This window comes from Escherichia sp. WS1265, assembly GCF_046487585.1.
GTDB classification, from domain to species: Bacteria; Pseudomonadota; Gammaproteobacteria; order Enterobacterales; family Enterobacteriaceae; genus Escherichia; species Escherichia coli.
On sequence record NZ_JBJQJE010000001.1, the window covers coordinates 141621 to 163289 of the forward strand.

At 50.8% G+C, this 21669-nt stretch carries 20 protein-coding genes; 13 read left to right on the forward strand and 7 right to left on the reverse strand.

Going from position 1 to position 21669, the window contains the following annotated elements; translation table 11 throughout:
- The first annotated feature begins 27 nt into the window (after positions 1-27).
- Both ruvA and ruvB read left to right on the forward strand, forming a co-directional pair.
- On the forward strand, positions 28-639 hold the full coding sequence (gene ruvA / locus ACJHX3_RS00700; RefSeq protein WP_000580323.1) for a Holliday junction branch migration protein RuvA: 612 nt from the start codon (positions 28-30) through the stop codon (positions 637-639).
- An 8-nt stretch (positions 640-647) separates the two neighbouring features.
- Entirely contained in the window at positions 648-1658 is a 1011-nt protein-coding gene (gene ruvB, locus ACJHX3_RS00705; RefSeq protein WP_000568522.1) for a Holliday junction branch migration DNA helicase RuvB, read from the forward strand.
- Positions 1659-1807: 149 nt separating this feature from the next.
- On the opposite strand, the gene znuB is transcribed toward ruvB, so the two are convergent.
- Both znuB and znuC read right to left on the reverse strand, forming a co-directional pair.
- Positions 1808-2593, reverse strand: a complete 786-nt coding sequence (gene znuB, locus ACJHX3_RS00710) for a zinc ABC transporter permease subunit ZnuB (protein WP_000571479.1) — start codon at positions 2591-2593, stop codon at positions 1808-1810.
- Complete coding sequence (znuC, locus tag ACJHX3_RS00715; protein WP_000202996.1) at positions 2590-3345, reverse strand: zinc ABC transporter ATP-binding protein ZnuC; 756 nt, start codon at positions 3343-3345, stop codon at positions 2590-2592. The genes znuB and znuC overlap by 4 nt, the downstream gene beginning before the upstream one ends.
- A gap of 78 nt (positions 3346-3423) precedes the next feature.
- On the opposite strand from znuC, the gene znuA reads away from it, so the two are divergent.
- The 3 genes from znuA to lpxM all read left to right on the forward strand — a co-directional run bounded on the left by znuA (position 3424) and on the right by lpxM (position 6784).
- On the forward strand, positions 3424-4356 hold the full coding sequence (gene znuA / locus ACJHX3_RS00720) for a zinc ABC transporter substrate-binding protein ZnuA (RefSeq protein ID WP_024193109.1): 933 nt from the start codon (positions 3424-3426) through the stop codon (positions 4354-4356).
- Positions 4357-4371: 15 nt separating this feature from the next.
- Complete coding sequence (gene mepM / locus ACJHX3_RS00725; protein ID WP_001184045.1) at positions 4372-5694, forward strand: murein DD-endopeptidase MepM; 1323 nt, start codon at positions 4372-4374, stop codon at positions 5692-5694.
- Between the two features lie 118 nt (positions 5695-5812).
- A complete protein-coding gene (gene lpxM / locus ACJHX3_RS00730; RefSeq protein WP_000448381.1) occupies positions 5813-6784 on the forward strand; it encodes a lauroyl-Kdo(2)-lipid IV(A) myristoyltransferase in 972 nt (323 codons plus the stop codon).
- A gap of 131 nt (positions 6785-6915) precedes the next feature.
- Here lpxM and pyk read toward each other — a convergent pair whose 3' ends face one another.
- The gene (pyk, locus tag ACJHX3_RS00735; protein ID WP_000091139.1) at positions 6916-8358 is read right to left on the reverse strand and encodes a pyruvate kinase; all 1443 of its coding nucleotides are present in this window, start codon (positions 8356-8358) and stop codon (positions 6916-6918) included.
- Positions 8359-8485: 127 nt separating this feature from the next.
- Positions 8486-9355, reverse strand: coding sequence for a DNA-binding transcriptional regulator HexR (gene hexR, locus ACJHX3_RS00740; protein WP_094321985.1), 870 nt, complete (start codon positions 9353-9355; stop codon positions 8486-8488).
- 337 nt (positions 9356-9692) lie between these two features.
- Between hexR and zwf the strand changes: the two genes are divergently transcribed.
- The 3 genes from zwf to kdgA all read left to right on the forward strand — a co-directional run bounded on the left by zwf (position 9693) and on the right by kdgA (position 13892).
- Entirely contained in the window at positions 9693-11168 is a 1476-nt protein-coding gene (zwf, locus tag ACJHX3_RS00745) for a glucose-6-phosphate dehydrogenase (RefSeq protein ID WP_000301727.1), read from the forward strand.
- A 234-nt stretch (positions 11169-11402) separates the two neighbouring features.
- The gene (gene edd / locus ACJHX3_RS00750; protein ID WP_001069467.1) at positions 11403-13214 is read left to right on the forward strand and encodes a phosphogluconate dehydratase; all 1812 of its coding nucleotides are present in this window, start codon (positions 11403-11405) and stop codon (positions 13212-13214) included.
- Positions 13215-13250: 36 nt separating this feature from the next.
- Positions 13251-13892 (forward strand): bifunctional 4-hydroxy-2-oxoglutarate aldolase/2-dehydro-3-deoxy-phosphogluconate aldolase, encoded by a 642-nt coding sequence (gene kdgA / locus ACJHX3_RS00755; RefSeq protein WP_000800512.1) that lies wholly within the window; start codon positions 13251-13253, stop codon positions 13890-13892.
- 54 nt (positions 13893-13946) lie between these two features.
- On the opposite strand, the gene purT is transcribed toward kdgA, so the two are convergent.
- A complete protein-coding gene (purT, locus tag ACJHX3_RS00760) occupies positions 13947-15125 on the reverse strand; it encodes a formate-dependent phosphoribosylglycinamide formyltransferase (RefSeq protein WP_000173460.1) in 1179 nt (392 codons plus the stop codon).
- A gap of 133 nt (positions 15126-15258) precedes the next feature.
- Here purT and yebG point away from each other — a divergent pair, with 133 nt between their 5' ends.
- The 3 genes from yebG to ACJHX3_RS00775 all read left to right on the forward strand — a co-directional run bounded on the left by yebG (position 15259) and on the right by ACJHX3_RS00775 (position 16958).
- Positions 15259-15549 carry a DNA damage-inducible protein YebG gene (yebG, locus tag ACJHX3_RS00765; protein WP_000257738.1) on the forward strand — a complete coding sequence of 97 codons (291 nt, stop codon included), beginning with the start codon at positions 15259-15261 and terminating at the stop codon, positions 15547-15549.
- 66 nt (positions 15550-15615) lie between these two features.
- Complete coding sequence (gene yebF / locus ACJHX3_RS00770) at positions 15616-15972, forward strand: protein YebF (RefSeq protein ID WP_001295500.1); 357 nt, start codon at positions 15616-15618, stop codon at positions 15970-15972.
- Positions 15973-16298: 326 nt separating this feature from the next.
- Positions 16299-16958 (forward strand): tellurite resistance TerB family protein, encoded by a 660-nt coding sequence (locus ACJHX3_RS00775; RefSeq protein WP_000024731.1) that lies wholly within the window; start codon positions 16299-16301, stop codon positions 16956-16958.
- Positions 16959-17121: 163 nt separating this feature from the next.
- On the opposite strand, the gene ACJHX3_RS00780 is transcribed toward ACJHX3_RS00775, so the two are convergent.
- Complete coding sequence (locus ACJHX3_RS00780) at positions 17122-18291, reverse strand: RNA-guided endonuclease InsQ/TnpB family protein (RefSeq protein WP_024043616.1); 1170 nt, start codon at positions 18289-18291, stop codon at positions 17122-17124.
- 56 nt (positions 18292-18347) lie between these two features.
- Between ACJHX3_RS00780 and tnpA the strand changes: the two genes are divergently transcribed.
- Positions 18348-18773 carry an IS200/IS605-like element ISEc46 family transposase gene (gene tnpA / locus ACJHX3_RS00785; protein WP_410236108.1) on the forward strand — a complete coding sequence of 142 codons (426 nt, stop codon included), beginning with the start codon at positions 18348-18350 and terminating at the stop codon, positions 18771-18773.
- Positions 18774-18929: 156 nt separating this feature from the next.
- Positions 18930-20990, forward strand: coding sequence for an oligopeptidase B (gene ptrB, locus ACJHX3_RS00790; protein ID WP_094308284.1), 2061 nt, complete (start codon positions 18930-18932; stop codon positions 20988-20990).
- Here ptrB and exoX read toward each other — a convergent pair.
- The gene (exoX, locus tag ACJHX3_RS00795; protein ID WP_000944256.1) at positions 20987-21649 is read right to left on the reverse strand and encodes an exodeoxyribonuclease X; all 663 of its coding nucleotides are present in this window, start codon (positions 21647-21649) and stop codon (positions 20987-20989) included. The two genes, ptrB and exoX, sit on opposite strands and share 4 nt — an antisense overlap.
- Positions 21650-21669: the final 20 nt, after the last annotated feature.

The following is a 21669-nucleotide window of genomic DNA, read 5'->3' on the forward strand; positions in this document are numbered from 1 at the left end:
CTTTGATTCATTACGCAGGAGCGTCATGTGATAGGCAGACTCAGAGGCATCATCATTGAAAAACAACCCCCGCTGGTGTTAATTGAAGTGGGCGGCGTAGGCTATGAAGTGCATATGCCGATGACCTGTTTTTATGAACTCCCTGAAGCGGGTCAGGAAGCGATCGTTTTCACCCACTTTGTGGTGCGTGAAGACGCGCAATTGCTGTACGGTTTTAACAATAAACAAGAGCGCACGTTGTTCAAAGAGTTGATCAAAACCAACGGCGTCGGCCCGAAGTTGGCGCTGGCGATCCTCTCTGGAATGTCAGCGCAGCAGTTCGTTAATGCCGTTGAGCGTGAAGAAGTGGGGGCGCTGGTGAAACTGCCGGGTATTGGCAAAAAAACCGCCGAACGCTTGATTGTTGAAATGAAAGACCGATTTAAAGGTTTGCATGGCGATCTCTTTACGCCAGCCGCCGACCTGGTACTCACGTCTCCTGCCAGCCCGGCGACCGACGATGCTGAACAGGAAGCGGTTGCTGCGCTGGTGGCGCTGGGCTATAAACCACAAGAAGCAAGCCGCATGGTGAGCAAAATCGCTCGCCCTGACGCCAGCAGTGAAACATTAATTCGCGAAGCCCTACGCGCCGCGTTATGAGGTAAAGGATGATTGAAGCAGACCGTCTGATTTCTGCCGGTACCACTTTGCCGGAAGATGTGGCAGATCGCGCCATTCGCCCTAAATTACTGGAAGAGTATGTTGGTCAGCCGCAGGTTCGTTCACAGATGGAGATTTTCATCAAAGCAGCGAAACTGCGCGGCGATGCCCTCGATCATCTGTTGATTTTTGGTCCTCCGGGGTTGGGTAAAACTACGCTTGCTAACATTGTCGCCAATGAAATGGGCGTTAATTTACGCACGACTTCTGGTCCGGTGCTGGAAAAGGCGGGGGATCTGGCAGCGATGCTCACTAACCTTGAACCGCATGACGTGCTGTTTATTGATGAGATCCACCGTCTTTCACCAGTGGTGGAAGAGGTGTTGTATCCGGCAATGGAAGATTACCAACTGGATATCATGATTGGTGAAGGTCCGGCGGCACGCTCCATTAAAATTGATTTGCCGCCGTTTACCCTGATTGGTGCAACCACGCGCGCAGGTTCGCTGACATCACCGTTGCGCGATCGTTTTGGTATTGTGCAGCGTCTGGAGTTTTATCAGGTGCCGGATCTGCAATATATCGTCAGTCGCAGCGCACGCTTTATGGGGCTTGAGATGAGTGATGACGGCGCGCTGGAAGTTGCTCGTCGCGCTCGCGGTACGCCACGTATTGCCAACCGTCTGCTGCGTCGAGTGCGTGACTTCGCCGAAGTGAAGCACGATGGCACCATCTCGGCTGATATCGCTGCTCAGGCGCTGGATATGCTGAATGTCGATGCCGAAGGTTTCGATTATATGGACCGCAAATTGTTGCTGGCGGTAATCGATAAGTTCTTTGGTGGGCCGGTAGGTCTGGATAACCTGGCGGCTGCCATTGGCGAAGAACGTGAAACCATTGAGGATGTGCTGGAACCTTATTTGATTCAGCAAGGCTTTTTGCAGCGTACACCGCGCGGGCGTATGGCGACAGTGCGGGCGTGGAACCACTTCGGCATCACGCCGCCAGAAATGCCGTAAGTCGGATCGGTCGCTCGCGGCGCATCCGACACTGGCAGTGTTGCCTGATGCGCCGCTATTCGCGTCTTATCAGGCATATACCAGAGATAGCGAACCACAGGTCGGATAAGGCGCTCGCGCCGCATCCGACAAATGTGTTCAGCGAAAGATTAGCTGGCCTGTTTTTTCATCATACTGAGAATAAATAACAGTGCCGCGCATAGCACCACCGACGGGCCTGCTGGTGTATCGTAAAATGCGGAAAAGGTTAAACCGCCAGTCACTGCCACCATCCCCACCAAAACAGCGACACCTGCCATCTGTTCCGGCGTGCGGGCAAAGCGACGTGCAGTAGCAGCAGGAATAATTAGCAACGAAGTAATAATCAACGCGCCGACAAATTTCATCGCTACACCAATCGTCAATGCTGTCACCAGCATCAACAACAATTTCACGCGCTGTAATTTCACACCATCAACAAACGCCAGATCCGGGCTAATCGTCATCGACAGCAAATTGCGCCATTGCCAGAACAAAATCGCCACCACGATGACCACGCCAATTGCAATAGAGATGAGATCTTCTGGCGTCACTGCCAGCAAATCACCGAACAGGTAAGCCATCAAATCAACACGAATATTAGACATCAGACTAACGACCACCAGGCCCAGCGACAGGGCACTGTGCGCCATAATCCCTAATAACGTGTCGATCGCCAGCTGTGGACGCTTCTCCAGCCATACCAGACCGCCCGCCAGCAGCAGCGTAACTGCAATCACCGCATAGAATGGATTCACGTCCAGCAACAAACCAAACGCGACGCCAAGTAATGAGGCATGGGCCAGCGTATCACCGAAATAAGACATACGACGCCAGACCACAAACGAACCCAGCGGACCCGCGGCACAGGCGAGCATGATCCCGGCTAACCAACCGGGAAATAATAATTCAATCATGAGCGATCATTTCCCCGACGCAAGACAATTCGTCCCTGTAAATCGTGACGATGATTATGATGATGGCGATAGATACCCAGTTGTTCAGCACCACGAGGACCAAACATAGAAATAAACTCCGGATGCAGGGAAACAACTTCCGGTGTACCGGAACAACAAATGTGGTGATTCAGGCAAAGCACTTCATCGGTTTTTGCCATTACCAGATGCAGATCGTGAGAGACCATTAAAACGCCACAATCCAGTTCGCGACGCAACTGGTCAATAAGGTCATATAACGCCACCTGACCATTCACATCCACGCCCTGAGTGGGTTCATCCAGCACTAATAATTGCGGTCGATTTAACAATGCTCGCGCTAACAATACACGCTGTGTTTCGCCACCCGAGAGCTTTTGCATCGGTGCGTTAATCAGATGCCCGGCCTGGACACGTTTCAGTGCAGGCAAAATATCTTCTTTATGTGTGCCAGGGCGTAAGCGTAAAAAACGGTTTACGGTCAGTGGCAACGTGGTGTCGAGATAAAGCTTCTGCGGTACATAGCCGATACGCAGTTTTCCGTTGCGCTTGATGACCCCTTCATCGGGTGTTACCAGCCCGAGCACTACCCGTACCAGTGTCGACTTACCTGCGCCATTTGGCCCAAGTAAAGTCAAAATTTTTCCAGGTTTAAGTTCCAGCGACACATCAGAGAGGACGCGGCGTTGGCCAAAAGAAACCGAGACATTTTCCAGGGAAACCAGACTTGTCATGTTAATTTTAGTCTTGCAGTAGTCATGAAATGTTATAATATCACAATTCTCATATTCATTACGATGATTGGTCGCATTATGTTACATAAAAAAACGCTTCTTTTCGCAGCATTATCCGCCGCTCTCTGGGGCGGTGCAACTCAGGCCGCAGATGCTGCCGTTGTCGCTTCGCTTAAACCCGTTGGGTTCATCGCTTCTGCCATTGCTGATGGGGTAACAGAAACGGAGGTTTTACTACCTGACGGCGCTTCAGAACATGATTATTCACTGCGTCCATCAGATGTAAAACGCTTACAGAACGCGGACTTAGTCGTTTGGGTTGGCCCGGAGATGGAAGCGTTCATGCAAAAACCGGTAAGTAAATTACCTGAAGCGAAACAGGTAACGATTGCGCAGCTAGAGAATGTGAAACCGCTGCTGATGAAAAGTATTCACGGCGATGATGATGATCACGATCACGCGGAAAAAAGTGACGAAGATCACCATCACGGCGATTTCAACATGCATCTTTGGCTTTCCCCAGAGATAGCGCGGGCTACAGCGGTTGCAATCCATGGAAAATTAGTGGAACTTATGCCGCAAAGTCGAGCCAAACTTGACGCCAACCTGAAGGATTTTGAGGCACAATTAGCCTCAACCGAAACGCAGGTTGGTAACGAGCTCGCGCCGCTCAAGGGGAAAGGTTATTTCGTTTTTCACGATGCTTACGGCTATTTCGAAAAACAGTTCGGACTGACACCGCTTGGTCATTTTACCGTTAACCCTGAGATTCAACCTGGCGCGCAGCGTTTACATGAAATAAGAACACAGTTGGTTGAGCAAAAAGCAACCTGCGTTTTTGCTGAGCCACAGTTCAGGCCAGCGGTCGTTGAGAGCGTCGCACGAGGGACATCCGTTCGTATGGGAACGTTGGATCCCCTGGGGACGAATATCAAACTGGGTAAAACAAGCTATTCAGAATTCCTGAATCAATTAGCCAACCAGTATGCGAGCTGCCTGAAAGGAGATTAATGAGGAAGTGATTACGTGCAACAGATAGCCCGCTCTGTCGCCCTGGCGTTTAATAATTTACCGCGACCACACCGCGTTATGTTGGGGTCGCTCACCGTTCTTACTCTGGCCGTCGCTGTCTGGCGGCCCTATGTTTATCACCGCGATGCCACGCCAATTGTCAAAACCATTGAGCTGGAACAGAACGAAATTCGTTCGCTCTTACCTGAAGCCAGTGAGCCGATTGATCAAGCTGCACAAGAAGATGAAGCCATTCCCCAGGATGAACTGGATGACAAAATCGCCGGTGAAGCGGGCGTGCATGAATATGTTGTTTCCACTGGCGATACGCTAAGCAGCATTCTCAATCAGTATGGTATTGATATGGGTGATATCACCCAACTGGCTGCTGCCGACAAAGAATTGCGTAACCTGAAAATCGGTCAACAACTCTCCTGGACATTAACCGCGGACGGCGAACTGCAGCGCCTCACCTGGGAAGTGTCTCGTCGTGAAACCCGAACTTATGACCGTACTGCCGCTAACGGTTTTAAAATGACCAGCGAAATGCAGCAAGGAGAGTGGGTCAACAATCTGCTGAAAGGTACCGTCGGGGGAAGCTTTGTTGCCAGCGCCAGAAACGCCGGTTTAACCAGCGCCGAAGTGAGCGCAGTGATTAAAGCCATGCAGTGGCAAATGGATTTCCGCAAACTGAAAAAAGGCGATGAATTTGCGGTGTTAATGTCACGAGAAATGCTTGATGGTAAACGTGAGCAAAGCCAGCTGCTGGGCGTACGTTTGCGTTCAGAAGGTAAAGATTATTACGCAATCCGCGCTGAAGATGGCAAATTCTACGATCGTAACGGTACTGGTCTGGCGAAAGGATTCTTGCGATTCCCGACGGCGAAACAGTTCCGTATCTCATCTAACTTTAACCCGCGTCGTACTAATCCGGTGACCGGTCGCGTTGCGCCACACAGAGGTGTTGATTTCGCCATGCCACAAGGTACGCCAGTGCTTTCAGTGGGTGACGGTGAAGTGGTGGTTGCCAAACGCAGTGGCGCAGCAGGTTATTATGTGGCTATTCGTCATGGTCGCAGCTACACCACGCGTTATATGCACTTGCGCAAGATTCTGGTGAAACCGGGACAGAAGGTGAAACGTGGCGACCGTATCGCGCTTTCCGGTAATACCGGACGTTCAACCGGGCCGCATCTGCACTATGAAGTATGGATAAACCAGCAGGCCGTAAACCCGCTGACGGCAAAACTGCCGCGTACCGAAGGGCTGACCGGCTCCGATCGTCGCGAATTCCTGGCACAGGCCAAAGAGATTGTGCCGCAGCTACGGTTTGATTAATTAACATCCATTCGCAGCCGGTACGCAGTCAGTACCGGCTTTTTTATTTGGTGCGGGGCAAGTTGCGCCGCTACACTATCACCAGATTGATTTTTGCCTTATCCGAAACTGGAAAAGCATGGAAACGAAAAAAAATAATAGCGAATACATTCCTGAGTTTGATAAATCCTTTCGCCACCCGCGCTACTGGGGAGCATGGCTGGGCGTAGCAGCGATGGCGGGTATCGCTTTAACGCCGCCAAAGTTTCGCGACCCCATTCTGGCACGGCTGGGACGTTTTGCCGGACGCCTGGGAAAAAGCTCACGCCGTCGTGCGTTAATCAATTTGTCGCTCTGCTTTCCAGAACGTAGTGAAGCTGAACGCGAAGCGATTGTTGATGAGATGTTTGCCACCGCGCCGCAAGCGATGGCAATGATGGCTGAGTTGGCAATACGCGGGCCGGAGAAAATTCAGCCTCGCGTTGACTGGCAAGGGCTGGAGATTATCGAAGAGATGCGGCGTAATAACGAGAAAGTGATTTTTCTGGTGCCGCACGGTTGGGCCGTCGATATTCCTGCCATGCTGATGGCCTCGCAAGGGCAGAAAATGGCAGCGATGTTCCATAATCAGGGCAACCCGGTTTTTGATTATGTCTGGAACACGGTGCGTCGTCGTTTTGGCGGTCGTCTGCATGCGAGAAATGATGGTATTAAACCATTCATCCAGTCGGTACGTCAGGGCTACTGGGGATATTATTTACCCGATCAGGATCATGGCCCAGAGCACAGCGAATTTGTTGATTTCTTTGCCACCTATAAAGCGACGTTGCCCGCGATTGGTCGTTTGATGAAAGTGTGCCGTGCGCGCGTTGTACCGCTGTTTCCGATTTATGATGGCAAGACGCATCGCCTGACGATTCAGGTGCGCCCACCGATGGATGATCTGTTAGAGGCGGATGACCATACGATTGCGCGGCGGATGAATGAAGAAGTCGAGATTTTTGTTGGTCCGCGACCAGAACAATACACCTGGATACTAAAATTGCTGAAAACTCGCAAACCGGGCGAAATCCAACCGTATAAGCGCAAAGATCTTTATCCCATCAAATAAAAAAAGCCTCTCGCGAGGAGAGGCTTCCGCCGTGTGATAAGTTCAAGTTTGCTTCAGAAGATTCGAAATCTGTTGAACTATCATTGAACTGTAGGCCGGATGAGGCGTTTTCGCCGCATCCGGCAACGTACTTACTCTACCGTTAAAATACGTGTGGTATTAGTAGAACCCACGGTACTCATCACGTCGCCCTGGGTGACAATCACCAGGTCACCAGACATCAAGTAACCTTTATCGCGCAGCAGATTAACCGCTTCGCTGGCAGCTGCTACGCCGTCATTAGCGCTATCAAAGTGCACCGGCGTAACGCCGCGATAGAGAGCAGTCAGGTTCAGCGTACGTTCATGGCGTGACATGGCGAAAATTGGCAGACCAGAGCTGATACGGGAGGTCATCAGCGCCGTACGACCCGATTCGGTCATGGTGATGATCGCCGTAACGCCTTTCAGGTGGTTAGCCGCGTACATTGCTGACATGGCAATAGCTTCTTCCACATTGTCGAACTGCACGTCCAGACGGTGTTTAGAAACGTTGATGCTCGGGATTTTTTCCGCACCCAGGCAAACGCGCGCCATGGCTGCAACAGTTTCTGAAGGATACTGACCAGCAGCAGTTTCTGCAGAAAGCATCACAGCGTCAGTACCATCCAGAACGGCGTTTGCTACGTCCATGACTTCTGCACGCGTCGGCATCGGGTTAGTAATCATTGACTCCATCATCTGGGTCGCCGTGATTACTGCGCGGTTAAGCTGACGCGCACGACGGATCAACGCTTTCTGAATGCCGACCAGTTCCGGATCGCCAATTTCCACACCAAGGTCGCCGCGTGCAACCATTACCACGTCAGAGGCGAGGATGATGTCATCCATTGCATCCTGGCTGCATACGGCTTCCGCACGTTCAACCTTGGCAACAATTTTCGCATCACATCCTGCATCGCGTGCCAGCCGACGGGCATAGTTCAGATCTTCGCCGCAGCGTGGGAAGGAGACAGCCAGGTAATCTACGCCAATTAACGCCGCAGTCTTAATGTCTGCTTTGTCTTTTTCGGTCAGCGCTTCAGCCGACAAACCGCCGCCAAGTTTGTTGATACCTTTATTGTTGGAGAGGGGACCACCGACGGTCACTTCGGTGAACACTTTCATGCCCTGAACTTCCAGTACTTTTAACTGAACGCGACCATCGTCCAGCAGCAGGATGTCACCAGGCACGACGTCAGCAGGCAGGCCTTTGTAGTCGATACCGACTTTTTCTTTGTCGCCTTCACCTTTACCCAGGTTGGCGTCGAGCAGGAATTTATCCCCAATATTGAGGAAAACTTTGCCTTCTTTAAAGGTGGATACACGGATTTTGGGCCCCTGGAGGTCACCCAGAATAGCCACATGACACCCCAGTTTTGCGGCAATTTCACGAACTTTATCCGCGCGCATTTTGTGATCTTCAGGCGAGCCGTGAGAAAAGTTCATACGTACAACGTTGGCACCCGCCGCGATAACTTTTTCAAGGTTATTATCGCGATCTGTTGCTGGGCCTAACGTGGTAACGATTTTAGTTCTGCGAAGCCTTCTGGACATGTAATACTCCGTTGACTGAAACAACCAGGTGTTGCTTGAACATGAAATCCGAATGAAATAACGCCGCGATGGCGATAAATTAATCTCATTCGGATGTCGTATAAGATTAGGACAGTGACAGTCGTTTTTAGCGATCGTCACTTAAATTAAGTAACTGCTTATCAAAACGCGATTCCTTCAGCGCTTCCTTGACCCGCTTCAAGTTATCTCTGAATTTTGCACCGCGCCGCAAAGTAAATCCTGTCGCCAGCACATCTATCACGGTCAGCTGTGCAAGTCGAGAAACCATGGGCATATAAATGTCAGTATCTTCCGGTACGTCGAGGGTAATTGCCAGCGTTGCTTCCCGGGCGAGCGGGGTACCCGCAGAGGTGAGGGCAATTACCATAGCGTCGTTTTCGCGTGCCAGCTGCGCCAGCTCGACCAGATTTTTTGTTCTTCCAGTATGAGAAATCAGCACCACCACGTCTCCGTCGCTACAATTCATACAACTCATGCGTTGCAGCACAATATCATCGGAGTACACCACCGGAACATTAAAACGAAAGAACTTATTCATCGCATCGTGGGCAACGGCGGCTGAAGAACCTAATCCGAAAAAGGCGATTTTTTTTGCCTGAGTGAGCAAGTCGACGGCGCGGTTGATGGTAGATTTATCCAGTGAATGACGGACATGATCGAGCGTTGCCATTGCGGACTCAAATATTTTCCCCGTGTATGATTCAACGCTGTCATCTTCATTGACGTTGCGATTAACATAGGGAGTGCCATTCGCCAGACTTTGTGCCAGATGAAGTTTAAAATCAGGAAAACCGCGTGTGTCCATGCTGCGACAGAAACGATTCACCGTCGGTTCGCTAACATTGGCTTCCAGCGCCAGAGCAGCAATACTCAAATGGATCGCGTTATCGGGCGAAGCCAGAATGACCTCGGCAACTTTGCGCTCAGATTTGCTCAAATGTTCCAGCTGAGACTGGATTTTTTCCAGCATATTCATGATGTAAAGAGACTCACGGGTAATGACGATTTCCGCACTGAAAGAAATCGAAATGCAGTTTTGTCAGATATTACGCCTGTGTGCTGTGTTAATGACAAAAGCAGATAAAAAAGTTGTTATTTTTTTTCATAACATGATCAGTGTCAGATTTTTACCCAATGGAAAACGATGATTTTTTTATCAGTTTTGCCGCACTTTACGCGCTTTTACCGTAATCGCACGGGTGGATAAGCGTTTACAGTTTTCGCAAGCTCGTAAAAGCAGTACAGTGCACCGTAAGAAAATTACAAGTATACCCTGGCTTAAGTACCGGGTTAGTTAACTTAAGGAGAATGACATGGCGGTAACGCAAACAGCCCAGGCCTGTGACCTGGTCATTTTCGGCGCGAAAGGCGACCTTGCGCGTCGTAAATTGCTGCCTTCCCTGTATCAACTGGAAAAAGCCGGTCAGCTCAACCCGGACACCCGGATTATTGGCGTAGGGCGTGCTGACTGGGATAAAGCGGCATATACCAAAGTTGTCCGCGAGGCGCTCGAAACTTTCATGAAAGAAACCATTGATGAAGGTTTATGGGACACCCTGAGTGCACGTCTGGATTTTTGTAATCTCGATGTCAATGACACTGCTGCATTCAGCCGTCTCGGCGCGATGCTGGATCAAAAAAATCGTATCACCATTAACTACTTTGCCATGCCGCCCAGCACTTTTGGCGCAATTTGCAAAGGGCTTGGCGAGGCAAAACTGAATGCTAAACCGGCACGCGTAGTCATGGAGAAACCGCTGGGGACGTCGCTGGCGACCTCGCAGGAAATCAATGATCAGGTTGGCGAATACTTCGAGGAGTGCCAGGTTTACCGTATCGACCACTATCTTGGTAAAGAAACGGTGCTGAACCTGTTGGCGCTGCGTTTTGCTAACTCCCTGTTTGTGAATAACTGGGACAATCGCACCATTGATCATGTTGAGATTACCGTGGCAGAAGAAGTGGGGATCGAAGGGCGCTGGGGCTATTTTGATAAAGCCGGTCAGATGCGCGACATGATCCAGAACCACCTGCTGCAAATTCTTTGCATGATTGCGATGTCTCCGCCGTCTGACCTGAGTGCAGACAGCATCCGCGATGAAAAAGTGAAAGTACTGAAGTCTCTGCGCCGCATCGACCGCTCCAACGTACGCGAAAAAACCGTACGCGGGCAATATACTGCGGGCTTCGCCCAGGGCAAAAAAGTGCCGGGATATCTGGAAGAAGAGGGCGCGAACAAGAGCAGCAATACAGAAACCTTCGTGGCGATCCGCGTCGACATTGATAACTGGCGCTGGGCCGGTGTGCCATTCTACCTGCGTACTGGTAAACGTCTGCCGACCAAATGTTCTGAAGTCGTGGTCTATTTCAAAACACCTGAACTGAATCTGTTTAAAGAGTCGTGGCAGGATCTGCCGCAGAATAAACTGACTATCCGTCTGCAACCTGATGAAGGCGTGGATATCCAGGTACTGAATAAAGTTCCTGGCCTTGACCACAAACATAACCTGCAAATCACCAAGCTGGATCTGAGCTATTCAGAAACCTTTAATCAGACGCATCTGGCGGATGCCTATGAACGTCTGCTGCTGGAAACCATGCGTGGTATTCAGGCACTGTTCGTACGTCGCGATGAAGTGGAAGAAGCCTGGAAATGGGTAGACTCCATTACTGAGGCGTGGGCGATGGACAATGATGCGCCGAAACCGTATCAGGCCGGAACCTGGGGACCCGTTGCCTCAGTGGCGATGATTACCCGTGATGGTCGTTCCTGGAATGAGTTTGAGTAATATCTGCGCTCATCCTTTATGGTTATTTTACCGGTAACATGATCTTGCACAGATTGTAGAACAATTTTTACACTTTCAGGCCTCGTGCGGATTCACCCACGAGGCTTTTTTTATTACACTGACTGAAACGTTTTTGCCCTATGAGCTCCGGTTACAGGCGTTTCAGTCATAAATCCTCTGAATGAAACGCGTTGTGAATCATCCTGCTCTGACAACTCAATTTCAGGAGCCTTTATGAATCCACAATTGTTACGCGTAACAAATCGAATCATTGAACGTTCGCGCGAGACTCGCTCTGCTTATCTCGCCCGGATAGAACAAGCGAAAACGTCGACCGTTCATCGTTCGCAGTTGGCATGCGGTAACCTGGCACACGGTTTCGCTGCCTGCCAGCCAGAAGACAAAGCCTCTTTGAAAAGCATGTTGCGTAACAATATCGCCATCATCACCTCCTATAACGACATGCTCTCCGCTCACCAGCCTTATGAACACTATCCAGAAATCATTCGTAAAGCCCTGCATGAAGCGAATGCGGTTGGTCAGGTTGCGGGCGGTGTTCCGGCGATGTGTGATGGTGTCACCCAGGGGCAGGATGGAATGGAATTGTCGCTGCTAAGCCGCGAAGTGATAGCGATGTCTGCGGCGGTCGGGCTGTCCCATAACATGTTTGATGGTGCTCTGTTCCTCGGGGTGTGCGACAAGATTGTCCCGGGTCTGACGATGGCAGCCCTGTCGTTTGGTCATTTGCCTGCGGTGTTTGTGCCGTCTGGACCGATGGCAAGCGGTTTGCCAAATAAAGAAAAAGTGCGTATTCGCCAGCTTTATGCCGAAGGTAAAGTGGACCGCATGGCCTTACTGGAGTCAGAAGCCGCGTCTTACCATGCGCCGGGAACATGTACTTTCTACGGTACTGCCAACACCAACCAGATGGTGGTGGAGTTTATGGGGATGCAGTTGCCAGGCTCTTCTTTTGTTCATCCGGATTCTCCGCTGCGCGATGCTTTGACCGCTGCCGCTGCGCGTCAGGTTACACGCATGACCGGTAATGGTAATGAATGGATGCCGATCGGTAAGATGATAGATGAGAAAGTGGTGGTGAACGGTATCGTTGCACTGCTGGCGACCGGTGGTTCCACTAACCACACCATGCACCTGGTGGCGATGGCGCGCGCGGCCGGTATTCAGATTAACTGGGATGACTTCTCTGACCTTTCTGATGTTGTACCGCTGATGGCACGTCTCTACCCGAACGGTCCGGCCGATATTAACCACTTCCAGGCGGCAGGTGGCGTACCGGTTCTGGTGCGTGAACTGCTCAAAGCAGGCCTGCTGCATGAAGATGTCAATACGGTGGCAGGCTTTGGTCTGTCTCGTTATACCCTTGAACCATGGCTGAATAATGGTGAACTGGACTGGCGGGAAGGGGCGGAAAAATCACTCGACAGCAATGTGATCGCTTCCTTCGAACAACCTTTCTCTCATCATGGTGGGACAAAAGTGTTAAGCGGTAACCTGGGCCGTGCGGTTATGAAAACCTCTGCCGTGCCGGTTGAGAACCAGGTGATTGAAGCGCCTGCGGTTGTTTTTGAAAGCCAGCATGACGTTATGCCGGCCTTTGAAGCGGGTTTGCTGGACCGCGATTGTGTCGTTGTTGTCCGTCATCAGGGGCCAAAAGCGAACGGAATGCCAGAATTACATAAACTCATGCCGCCACTTGGTGTATTATTGGACCGGTGTTTCAAAATTGCGTTAGTTACTGATGGACGACTCTCCGGCGCTTCAGGTAAAGTGCCGTCAGCTATCCACGTAACACCAGAAGCCTACGATGGCGGGCTGCTGGCAAAAGTGCGCGACGGGGACATCATTCGTGTGAATGGACAGACAGGCGAACTGACGCTGCTGGTAGACGAAGCGGAACTGGCTGCTCGCGAACCACACATTCCTGACCTGAGCGCGTCACGCGTGGGAACAGGACGTGAATTATTCAGCGCCTTGCGTGAAAAACTGTCCGGTGCCGAACAGGGCGCAACCTGTATCACTTTTTAAGACGACAAATTTGTAATCAGGCGAGAGAAAACTCTGATGAAAAACTGGAAAACAAGTGCAGAATCAATCCTGACCACCGGCCCGGTTGTACCGGTTATCGTGGTAAAAAAACTGGAACACGCGGTGCCGATGGCAAAAGCGTTGGTTGCTGGTGGGGTGCGCGTTCTGGAAGTGACTCTGCGTACCGAGTGTGCAGTTGACGCTATCCGTGCTATCGCCAAAGAAGTGCCTGAAGCGATTGTGGGTGCCGGTACGGTGCTGAATCCACAGCAGCTGGCAGAAGTCACCGAAGCGGGTGCACAGTTCGCAATTAGCCCGGGGCTGACCGAGCCGCTGCTGAAGGCTGCTACCGAAGGGACTATTCCTCTGATTCCGGGGATCAGCACTGTTTCCGAACTGATGCTGGGTATGGACTACGGTTTGAAAGAGTTCAAATTCTTCCCGGCTGAAGCTAACGGCGGTGTGAAAGCCCTGCAGGCGATCGCGGGTCCGTTCTCCCAGGTCCGTTTCTGCCCGACGGGTGGTATTTCTCCGGCTAACTACCGTGACTACCTGGCGCTGAAAAGCGTGCTGTGCATCGGTGGTTCCTGGCTGGTTCCGGCAGATGCGCTGGAAGCGGGCGATTACGACCGCATTACTAAGCTGGCGCGTGAAGCTGTAGAAGGCGCTAAGCTGTAAAAGTCAAAATGCCCGATCGAGGATCGGGCATTTTTGTAGCGTTTTTCGCCGGGGTTAAGCTTGTACTTTTATCTGTGCTGCGGCGTGCTTTGCGCGCTCAATCGCTTCATCAACACTCTCTGCAGTAGCCAGTGCCACCCCCAGACGACGGCTGCCATCAATTTCCGGCTTACCAAATAAACGAATCTGTAGGCCTGCGCCTACGGCATTCTGCACATTATCAAACGTGACATTCTGACTGGTCAGTTGTGGCAGGATAACGGCAGAAGCTGCAGGACCATACTGACGGATCCCGCCAACCGGAAGTCCGAGGAAGGCACGTACATGCAGGGCAAACTCTGAGAGATCCTGAGAAATTAACGTCACCATCCCGGTATCATGTGGACGAGGGGAGACCTCACTGAAAATCACCTCATCACCACAGACAAACAGCTCGACACCAAACAGACCATAACCGCCCAGTGCCAGCACCACTTTACGGGCAATCTCTTGCGCACGTTCAAGGGCAAGCTGGCTCATTTGCTGTGGTTGCCAGGATTCACGGTAGTCGCCATCTTCCTGGCGATGACCTACTGGTGCACAGAAATGGACGCCATCCACCGCGCTGACGGTTAGCAGGGTAATTTCGAAGTCAAACTTAACGACGCCTTCAACAATTACGCGGCCCGCTCCGGCGCGACCGCCTTGCTGAGCGTACTCCCATGCATGAGCAAGTTGCTCTGCAGAACGAATAAACGTCTGCCCCTTGCCGGAGGAACTCATCACCGGTTTAACAATGCAGGGATAGCCGATTTCAGCAACCGCCTCGCGGAAAAGGTTTTCGTTATCGGCAAAACGATAAGTGGAAGTGGGCAGCTGCAGCTCTTCTGCCGCCAGGCGACGGATACCCTCGCGATTCATCGTTAATTTCGTTGCGCGCGCGCAGGGGACAACATTCAGTCCTTCCTCTTCAAGTTGGATCAGCATATCGGTGGCAATAGCTTCGATCTCCGGCACGATATAATGTGGTTTTTCCAGTTCAACCACACGGCGTAATGCATCACCATCAAGCATATTAATGACATGGGAGCGATGCGCGACATGCATGGCTGGTGCGTCGGCATAGCGATCAACGGCAATCACTTCTACGCCGAGACGCTGACACTCGATTGCCACTTCTTTACCCAGTTCACCGGAGCCTAATAACATCACGCGAGTTGCTGCCGGACGCAGCGCAGTGCCTAATAACGTCATAACGAATATCCCCTGATTAATTCCGCGCGCAGTATAAACGAAAACGTTTGCGCGTGTCTTTATTGCTGATGTTGATTTCCCAACCGAAAAGAAATATACTGTATAAAATCACAGTTATTATGAGAGGCTGCAAATGGCGGTTGAAGTTAAATACGTAGTCATTCGTGAGGGCGAAGAGAAAATGTCGTTTACCAGCAAAAAGGAAGCCGATGCTTATGACAAAATGCTTGATACGGCGGATCTGCTTGACACCTGGCTGACAAATTCTCCAGTGCAAATGGAAGACGAGCAACGTGAAGCCCTTTCGCTATGGCTGGCAGAACAAAAAGATGTGCTTAGCACCATTCTGAAAACCGGCAAATTACCGTCCCCACAGGTCGTCGGTGCTGAATCCGAAGAGGAAGATGCCTCACACGCGGCCTGAAGCAACTTGCGCTCCTGACAATTTGTACCATGCTTTCTCCTGAATCATTGTGCTATGGAGAAAAACATGAAAAAAAGAGGGGCGTTTTTAGGGCTGTTGTTGGTTTCTGCTTGCGCATCAGTTTTCGCTGCCAATAATGAAACCAGCAAGTCGGTCACTTTCCCAAAGTGTGAAGGTCTGGATGCTGCCGGAATTGCCGCGAGCGTAAAACGTGATTATCAACAAAATCGCGTGGCGCGCTGGGCAGATGATCAAAAAATTGTCGGTCAGGCCGATCCTGTGGCATGGGTCAGTTTGCAGGACATTCAGGGTAAAGATGATAAATGGTCAGTACCGCTAACCGTACGTGGTAAAAGTGCCGATATTCATTACCAGGTCAGCGTGGACTGCAAAGCGGGAATGGCGGAATATCAGCGGCGTTAATGGCTTCTGATAATTCGATTGACCGTTGGCGGATGCGGCGCGAATGCCTTGTCCGCCCCACAACGCACCACAATCGTAGGCCTGAGAAGACGCAACAGCGTCGCATCGGGCAATCAGCATCAAACAGTGCTACTCAAAACGTCAAACTACTTTCACCTAAAATACCCTTATCACCTGATATACAGTGAACACCTTACCTGGCGCGAATTTCTTTGAATAACGGCCTACCGACCCGCTTATTTGCGCATCTTTTGTCTCGATATACATTTTCTGACATCCTCATCCGCTATGCTACAGGCACTAAAAATGGTTATTGAGGAGCAAATATGGCTAATTGGTTAAATCAACTGCAATCCTTGCTTGGGCAAAGCAGTTCTTCTGCCTCCTCGTCTGCGGATCAGGGATTGGGCAAACTTTTAGTGCCAGGCGCATTAGGCGGACTGGCTGGGCTGCTGGTCGCAAATAAATCAGCACGTAAACTTCTTACGAAATATGGCACCAACGCGTTACTGGTTGGCGGCGGAGCGGTCGCGGGTACGGTGCTGTGGAATAAATACAAAGATAAAATTCGCGCGGCGCATCAGGACGAACCGCAGTTTGGCGCGCAAAGTACGCCGCTGGATGAGCGTACGGAACGTTTGATCCTTGCGCTGGTCTTTGCCGCTAAAAGTGATGGTCATATTGATGCCAAAGAACGTGCGGCAATCGACCTGCAATTGCGTGAAGCCGGCGTGGAAGAACAGGGGCGTGTACTCATTGAGCAGGCAATCGAACAACCGCTGGATCCACAACGCCTGGCTACCGGGGTCCGCAATGAAGAAGAGGCGCTGGAAATCTATTTCCTGAGCTGCGCGGCTATTGATATTGACCATTTTATGGAACGCAGTTACCTGAATGCACTGGGTGACGCGCTGAAAATCCCCCAGGATGTTCGTGACGGCATTGAACGCGATCTCGAACAGCAAAAACGTACTTTGGCGGAATAATTCCGCTCTCTGGATAGCCTGAAGTTGACTATTTCGGGCTATCCAGAACCGCACAGCCATTTGAGCAGGCTGATTTTCTCTGTCTGCATAACATTCGATATCCGCGCCATTACCTGTCATCATGTGACTGCTCCCCGCCCTGTCGGGCGAGGCTTCCCACTTCTTAAGCCGCAACCGTCTGTGTGACGGATTTACGCTGGCCTCCATGGGCAGAAACGACGAGTCCCGCCGCTTGTAATTCCAGTATGCCCTTGCGTTTGATGTTGAGCGCCGCGTTGATATCGCGGTCATGTTCAACTCCACACTCTGGACACTGCCAGATGCGCTTATGTAATGGCATCTCCGACATTTTGTGACCGCAGCAGTGGCAGGTCTTCGAACTGGCGAACCATTGATCCAGTTTCACCAGATGCACACCTTTCTCTGCTGCTTTGTATTCCAGTTTTGTGATGAATCCAGACCATCCAGCATCGCCTATCGCACGAGCCAGATGGTGATTTTTCATCATATTTGCCGTTTTCAATGTCTCGACAATTACCGCTTGGTTTTCGTCAACAATTGCGCGAGATAACTTGTGCTGGAAATCGGCACGGGCACTGGCTACCCGTTCGTGAACGGCTGCAAGTTGTATTCTGGCTTTGCGCCTGTTTGCGCTCCCTTTTTTCTTACGGGACAGTGCTTTCTGCTTCCGGCGCAGGTTGCGACTTGCATTGATTAGGTGGCGGGGACTGGCAATTTTATTGCCGTCCGATTTGATGACAAAATGCGCCAGCCCCATATCCAGCCCTGTCACATTTGATATCAGTGCGGGCTTTGCCGGCGCTTCCATCCCGTCGTCACAGAGTAACGACGCGTAGTATTTCCCGGTTGCGCTGCGGCTCAACGTGATACTTTTCAGCATTCCCGTAATTTCACGATGTAAACGCGCTTCAATCGGCAAGATTTTCGGTATTTTTATCGCAGCATCAAGGACTTTTATGCCAACACAATGGTAGCTCGATTGTCTGCCGTGTTTACTTTTAAAGGTAGGTTTACCTGCTTTCAGTTTCGGATTGAAAAAGTTAGAAAAAGCCACGTCGAGGTTAATTACCGCCTGCTGCAACGCAATAGAATCATATTCTTTAAGCCATCCATACCGGCGGGATTTCTTCGCCACTGCAAGCAGTGGTTTGAGGTCTTTACGCGGGTTTAAATTTACGCGGTGCCGCTGGTAAGAATGTTTCTTGATATGCAGAGCTTTGTTGTACGCAAAACGCACTGCACCGAACTGGGCGTTGATGAATTCAGCCTGTTCTGGTGTCGGGTAGATGCGTACTTTTGTTGCTCTTAACATAATCAGCGCTCATTGATATAATGCTTTTATTTTAACACTTTAGGTGAATATATCAATTGAGTAATCATGATGATTTACTGGCGGGATTTCTCCGCAAACGACACAGTGTCAGTAAGCTGGTTGTGCACCTTATTTTTACGACAAAGTATCGACGCAAACTATTCGACAGTCAGATGATCGCTCAGTTGCGTGAGGCTTTTGGCTCCGCTGCGGCAAAGCTTGAATGCGAAATTATTGAGATGGACGGGGAGCCAGACCATGTACACCTGCTGGTTGCCTACCCGCCAAAACTGGCGGTCAGTGTGATGGTCAATAATTTAAAATCGGTATCATCACGTTTGCTACGCCAGCAGAACGCGCATTTACGTATGCAGAGTAAAACGGGGCTTTTGTGGTCGAGATCGTACTTTGTCTGTAGCACCGGAGGGGCAACGATTGAAACGCTCAGAGCCTACGTTCAGAGTCAGTCAATACCTGATTGATCTTTAAAGCCCTGCGGGCTTTTCGCCTTATATCCCCGCCCGCATTGGGCGAGGGTTTACGGCGTTTTTCGCTAAGCAATGACTACCCTGTTTCGCTTGCATCCCCGGTGAGTTTTGCCACCCTTATAAGATGTTTCAACCAGAAAGAACAAGAACATGCTACCAAAAGCCGCCCGCATTCCCCACGCCATGACGCTTCATGGCGATACGCGCATCGATAATTACTACTGGCTGCGGGACGATACGCGTTCTCAGCCGGAAGTCCTGGACTACCTGCAGCAAGAAAATAGTTACGGTCATCGGGTGATGGCCTCGCAACAAGCCTTGCAGGATCGCATCTTAAAGGAAATCATCGACCGCATTCCGCAAAGAGAAGTTTCTGCGCCCTACATAAAAAATGGCTACCGCTATCGGCATATTTATGAACCAGGCTGTGAATATGCTATCTACCAGCGTCAATCGGCATTCAGTGAAGAGTGGGATGAGTGGGAAACATTGCTCGATGCCAATAAGCGCGCGGCGCACAGTGAGTTTTATTCGATGGGCGGAATGGCGATTACGCCCGATAACACCATTATGGCACTGGCAGAAGATTTTCTTTCCCGACGCCAGTACGGCATTCGTTTTCGTAATCTGGAAACAGGTAACTGGTATCCGGAACTGCTGGATAACGTTGAACCCAGCTTTGTCTGGGCAAATGATTCCTGGACTTTCTACTATGTTCGCAAGCATCCGGTGACGCTGCTTCCTTATCAGGTCTGGCGTCACGCCATCGGTACGCCAGCATCGCAGGATAAACTGATCTACGAAGAAAAAGACGAAACCTATTACGTCAGCCTGCATAAAACGACCTCGAAGCACTATGTAGTCATTCATCTGGCCAGCGCCACCACCAGTGAAGTTCGCCTGCTGGACGCGGAAATGGCCGATGCCGAGCCGTTTGTTTTTCTGCCGCGCTGCAAAGATCACGAATACAGCCTTGATCACTACCAGCATCGTTTTTATCTGCGTTCCAACCGCCACGGCAAAAACTTTGGCTTATACCGTACCCGTATGCGTGATGAGCAACAGTGGGAAGAGTTAATTCCGCCACGCGAAAACATCATGCTGGAAGGGTTTACGCTGTTTACCGACTGGCTGGTGGTTGAAGAGCGTCAGCGCGGGTTAACCAGTTTGCGCCAAATTAACCGCAAGACCCGGGAAGTCATTGGCATTGCCTTTGATGATCCGGCCTATGTGACCTGGATTGCCTACAATCCAGAACCTGAAACCGCGCGATTGCGTTATGGTTATTCTTCCATGACCACACCAGACACTTTGTTTGAACTGGATATGGATACCGGTGAGCGTCGTGTATTAAAACAAACGGAAGTTCCTGGTTTTGATGCGGCGAATTACCGCAGTGAACACCTGTGGATAGTCGCCCGTGATGGCGTCGAAGTTCCGGTTTCGTTGGTCTACCATCGCAAACATTTTCGCAAAGGGCACAACCCGCTGCTGGTGTATGGCTACGGTTCTTACGGCGCAAGTATTGATGCCGATTTCAGTTTTAGCCGCTTGAGTTTATTAGATCGTGGATTTGTCTACGCCATTGTCCATGTTCGCGGCGGCGGTGAGCTGGGGCAACAATGGTACGAAGACGGTAAATTTCTGAAGAAGAAAAATACGTTTAATGATTATCTTGATGCCTGCGATGCATTGTTAAAACTGGGCTATGGCTCTCCTTCGCTTTGTTATGCGATGGGCGGGAGTGCGGGGGGCATGTTGATGGGCGTTGCAATTAATCAACGCCCGGAATTATTCCACGGCGTTATCGCCCAGGTACCGTTTGTTGATGTTGTAACAACGATGCTTGATGAATCAATTCCTCTTACCACTGGTGAGTTTGAAGAGTGGGGGAATCCGCAGGATCCGCAATATTACGAGTATATGAAAAGCTACAGCCCGTATGACAACGTCACCGCACAGGCTTATCCACATTTACTGGTAACGACCGGTTTACACGATTCTCAGGTGCAATATTGGGAACCGGCAAAATGGGTCGCTAAATTGCGCGAGCTGAAAACCGATAACCATCTTTTATTGCTCTGTACCGACATGGACTCAGGCCATGGCGGTAAATCTGGCCGCTTTAAATCGTACGAAGGCGTAGCGATGGAATATGCTTTTCTGGTCGCGCTGGCGCAGGGAACATTACCCGCTACGCCTGCGGATTAGGTATTTTCCAGATAATGTTTCAGTGTTAAACGCAGCTCCGGGCTCATGCTGTCCAGGTTATTAAACAACCAGCGCAGATAGCCCGGATCGCGTTCGGCAACGTCGGAAACCGCTTTGCCACGGTATTTGCCAAAGGTGAAGGTCGTCATCAACGACGGACGTCCGGTGATATCGGCCATCTGTTCTGCCGTCCAGCCGGAGGTGTTCATAATATCGATAAGCAACGCGGCGGTGATATAACAGTCATACAACGCGCGGTGATGATGCAGGCCCGGCGGCGTCTGTACATTGAGCTTCCGTGTTTTATATAACGCCATATTGCTGTACTTGATCCCTGGCCACAAACGACGGGCCAGTTTCATAGTGCAAATCCACTCACCGGGCATCTCAGGCAGTACGCGGCGGTCAAAGCTGGCGTTGTGCGCGACATACCATTCACTACCGTAATAGTGTGGGATCACATCTTCAATCCACGGTTTATCGGCGACCATGGCTTCGGTGATGCGATGAATCGCCATCGCTTGTGGACTAATAGGACGATCGGGGCGCACCAGGTGGCTCATGGGGTTGACGATTTTTCCGTCAATGACATCAACAGAGGCAATCTCAACGATCCCTCCCTGCAAACCGCAGGTTTCTGTATCGATAATGCGCAACATGGCATGCTCCAGGCCGAAAA

What these genes read in the sequence shown, in the direction of transcription:
- ruvB (WP_000568522.1), top strand. Translation starts at nt 648, where the DNA reads ATGATTGAAGCAGACCGTCTGATTTCTGCCGGTACCACTTTGCCGGAA.
- znuB (WP_000571479.1), bottom strand. Translation starts at nt 2,593, where the DNA reads ATGATTGAATTATTATTTCCCGGTTGGTTAGCCGGGATCATGCTCGCC.
- znuC (WP_000202996.1), bottom strand. Translation starts at nt 3,345, where the DNA reads ATGACAAGTCTGGTTTCCCTGGAAAATGTCTCGGTTTCTTTTGGCCAA.
- znuA (WP_024193109.1), top strand. Translation starts at nt 3,424, where the DNA reads ATGTTACATAAAAAAACGCTTCTTTTCGCAGCATTATCCGCCGCTCTC.
- lpxM (WP_000448381.1), top strand. Translation starts at nt 5,813, where the DNA reads ATGGAAACGAAAAAAAATAATAGCGAATACATTCCTGAGTTTGATAAA.
- pyk (WP_000091139.1), bottom strand. Translation starts at nt 8,358, where the DNA reads ATGTCCAGAAGGCTTCGCAGAACTAAAATCGTTACCACGTTAGGCCCA.
- hexR (WP_094321985.1), bottom strand. Translation starts at nt 9,355, where the DNA reads ATGAATATGCTGGAAAAAATCCAGTCTCAGCTGGAACATTTGAGCAAA.
- zwf (WP_000301727.1), top strand. Translation starts at nt 9,693, where the DNA reads ATGGCGGTAACGCAAACAGCCCAGGCCTGTGACCTGGTCATTTTCGGC.
- edd (WP_001069467.1), top strand. Translation starts at nt 11,403, where the DNA reads ATGAATCCACAATTGTTACGCGTAACAAATCGAATCATTGAACGTTCG.
- kdgA (WP_000800512.1), top strand. Translation starts at nt 13,251, where the DNA reads ATGAAAAACTGGAAAACAAGTGCAGAATCAATCCTGACCACCGGCCCG.
- purT (WP_000173460.1), bottom strand. Translation starts at nt 15,125, where the DNA reads ATGACGTTATTAGGCACTGCGCTGCGTCCGGCAGCAACTCGCGTGATG.
- yebG (WP_000257738.1), top strand. Translation starts at nt 15,259, where the DNA reads ATGGCGGTTGAAGTTAAATACGTAGTCATTCGTGAGGGCGAAGAGAAA.
- yebF (WP_001295500.1), top strand. Translation starts at nt 15,616, where the DNA reads ATGAAAAAAAGAGGGGCGTTTTTAGGGCTGTTGTTGGTTTCTGCTTGC.
- ACJHX3_RS00775 (WP_000024731.1), top strand. Translation starts at nt 16,299, where the DNA reads ATGGCTAATTGGTTAAATCAACTGCAATCCTTGCTTGGGCAAAGCAGT.
- ACJHX3_RS00780 (WP_024043616.1), bottom strand. Translation starts at nt 18,291, where the DNA reads ATGTTAAGAGCAACAAAAGTACGCATCTACCCGACACCAGAACAGGCT.
- ptrB (WP_094308284.1), top strand. Translation starts at nt 18,930, where the DNA reads ATGCTACCAAAAGCCGCCCGCATTCCCCACGCCATGACGCTTCATGGC.
- exoX (WP_000944256.1), bottom strand. Translation starts at nt 21,649, where the DNA reads ATGTTGCGCATTATCGATACAGAAACCTGCGGTTTGCAGGGAGGGATC.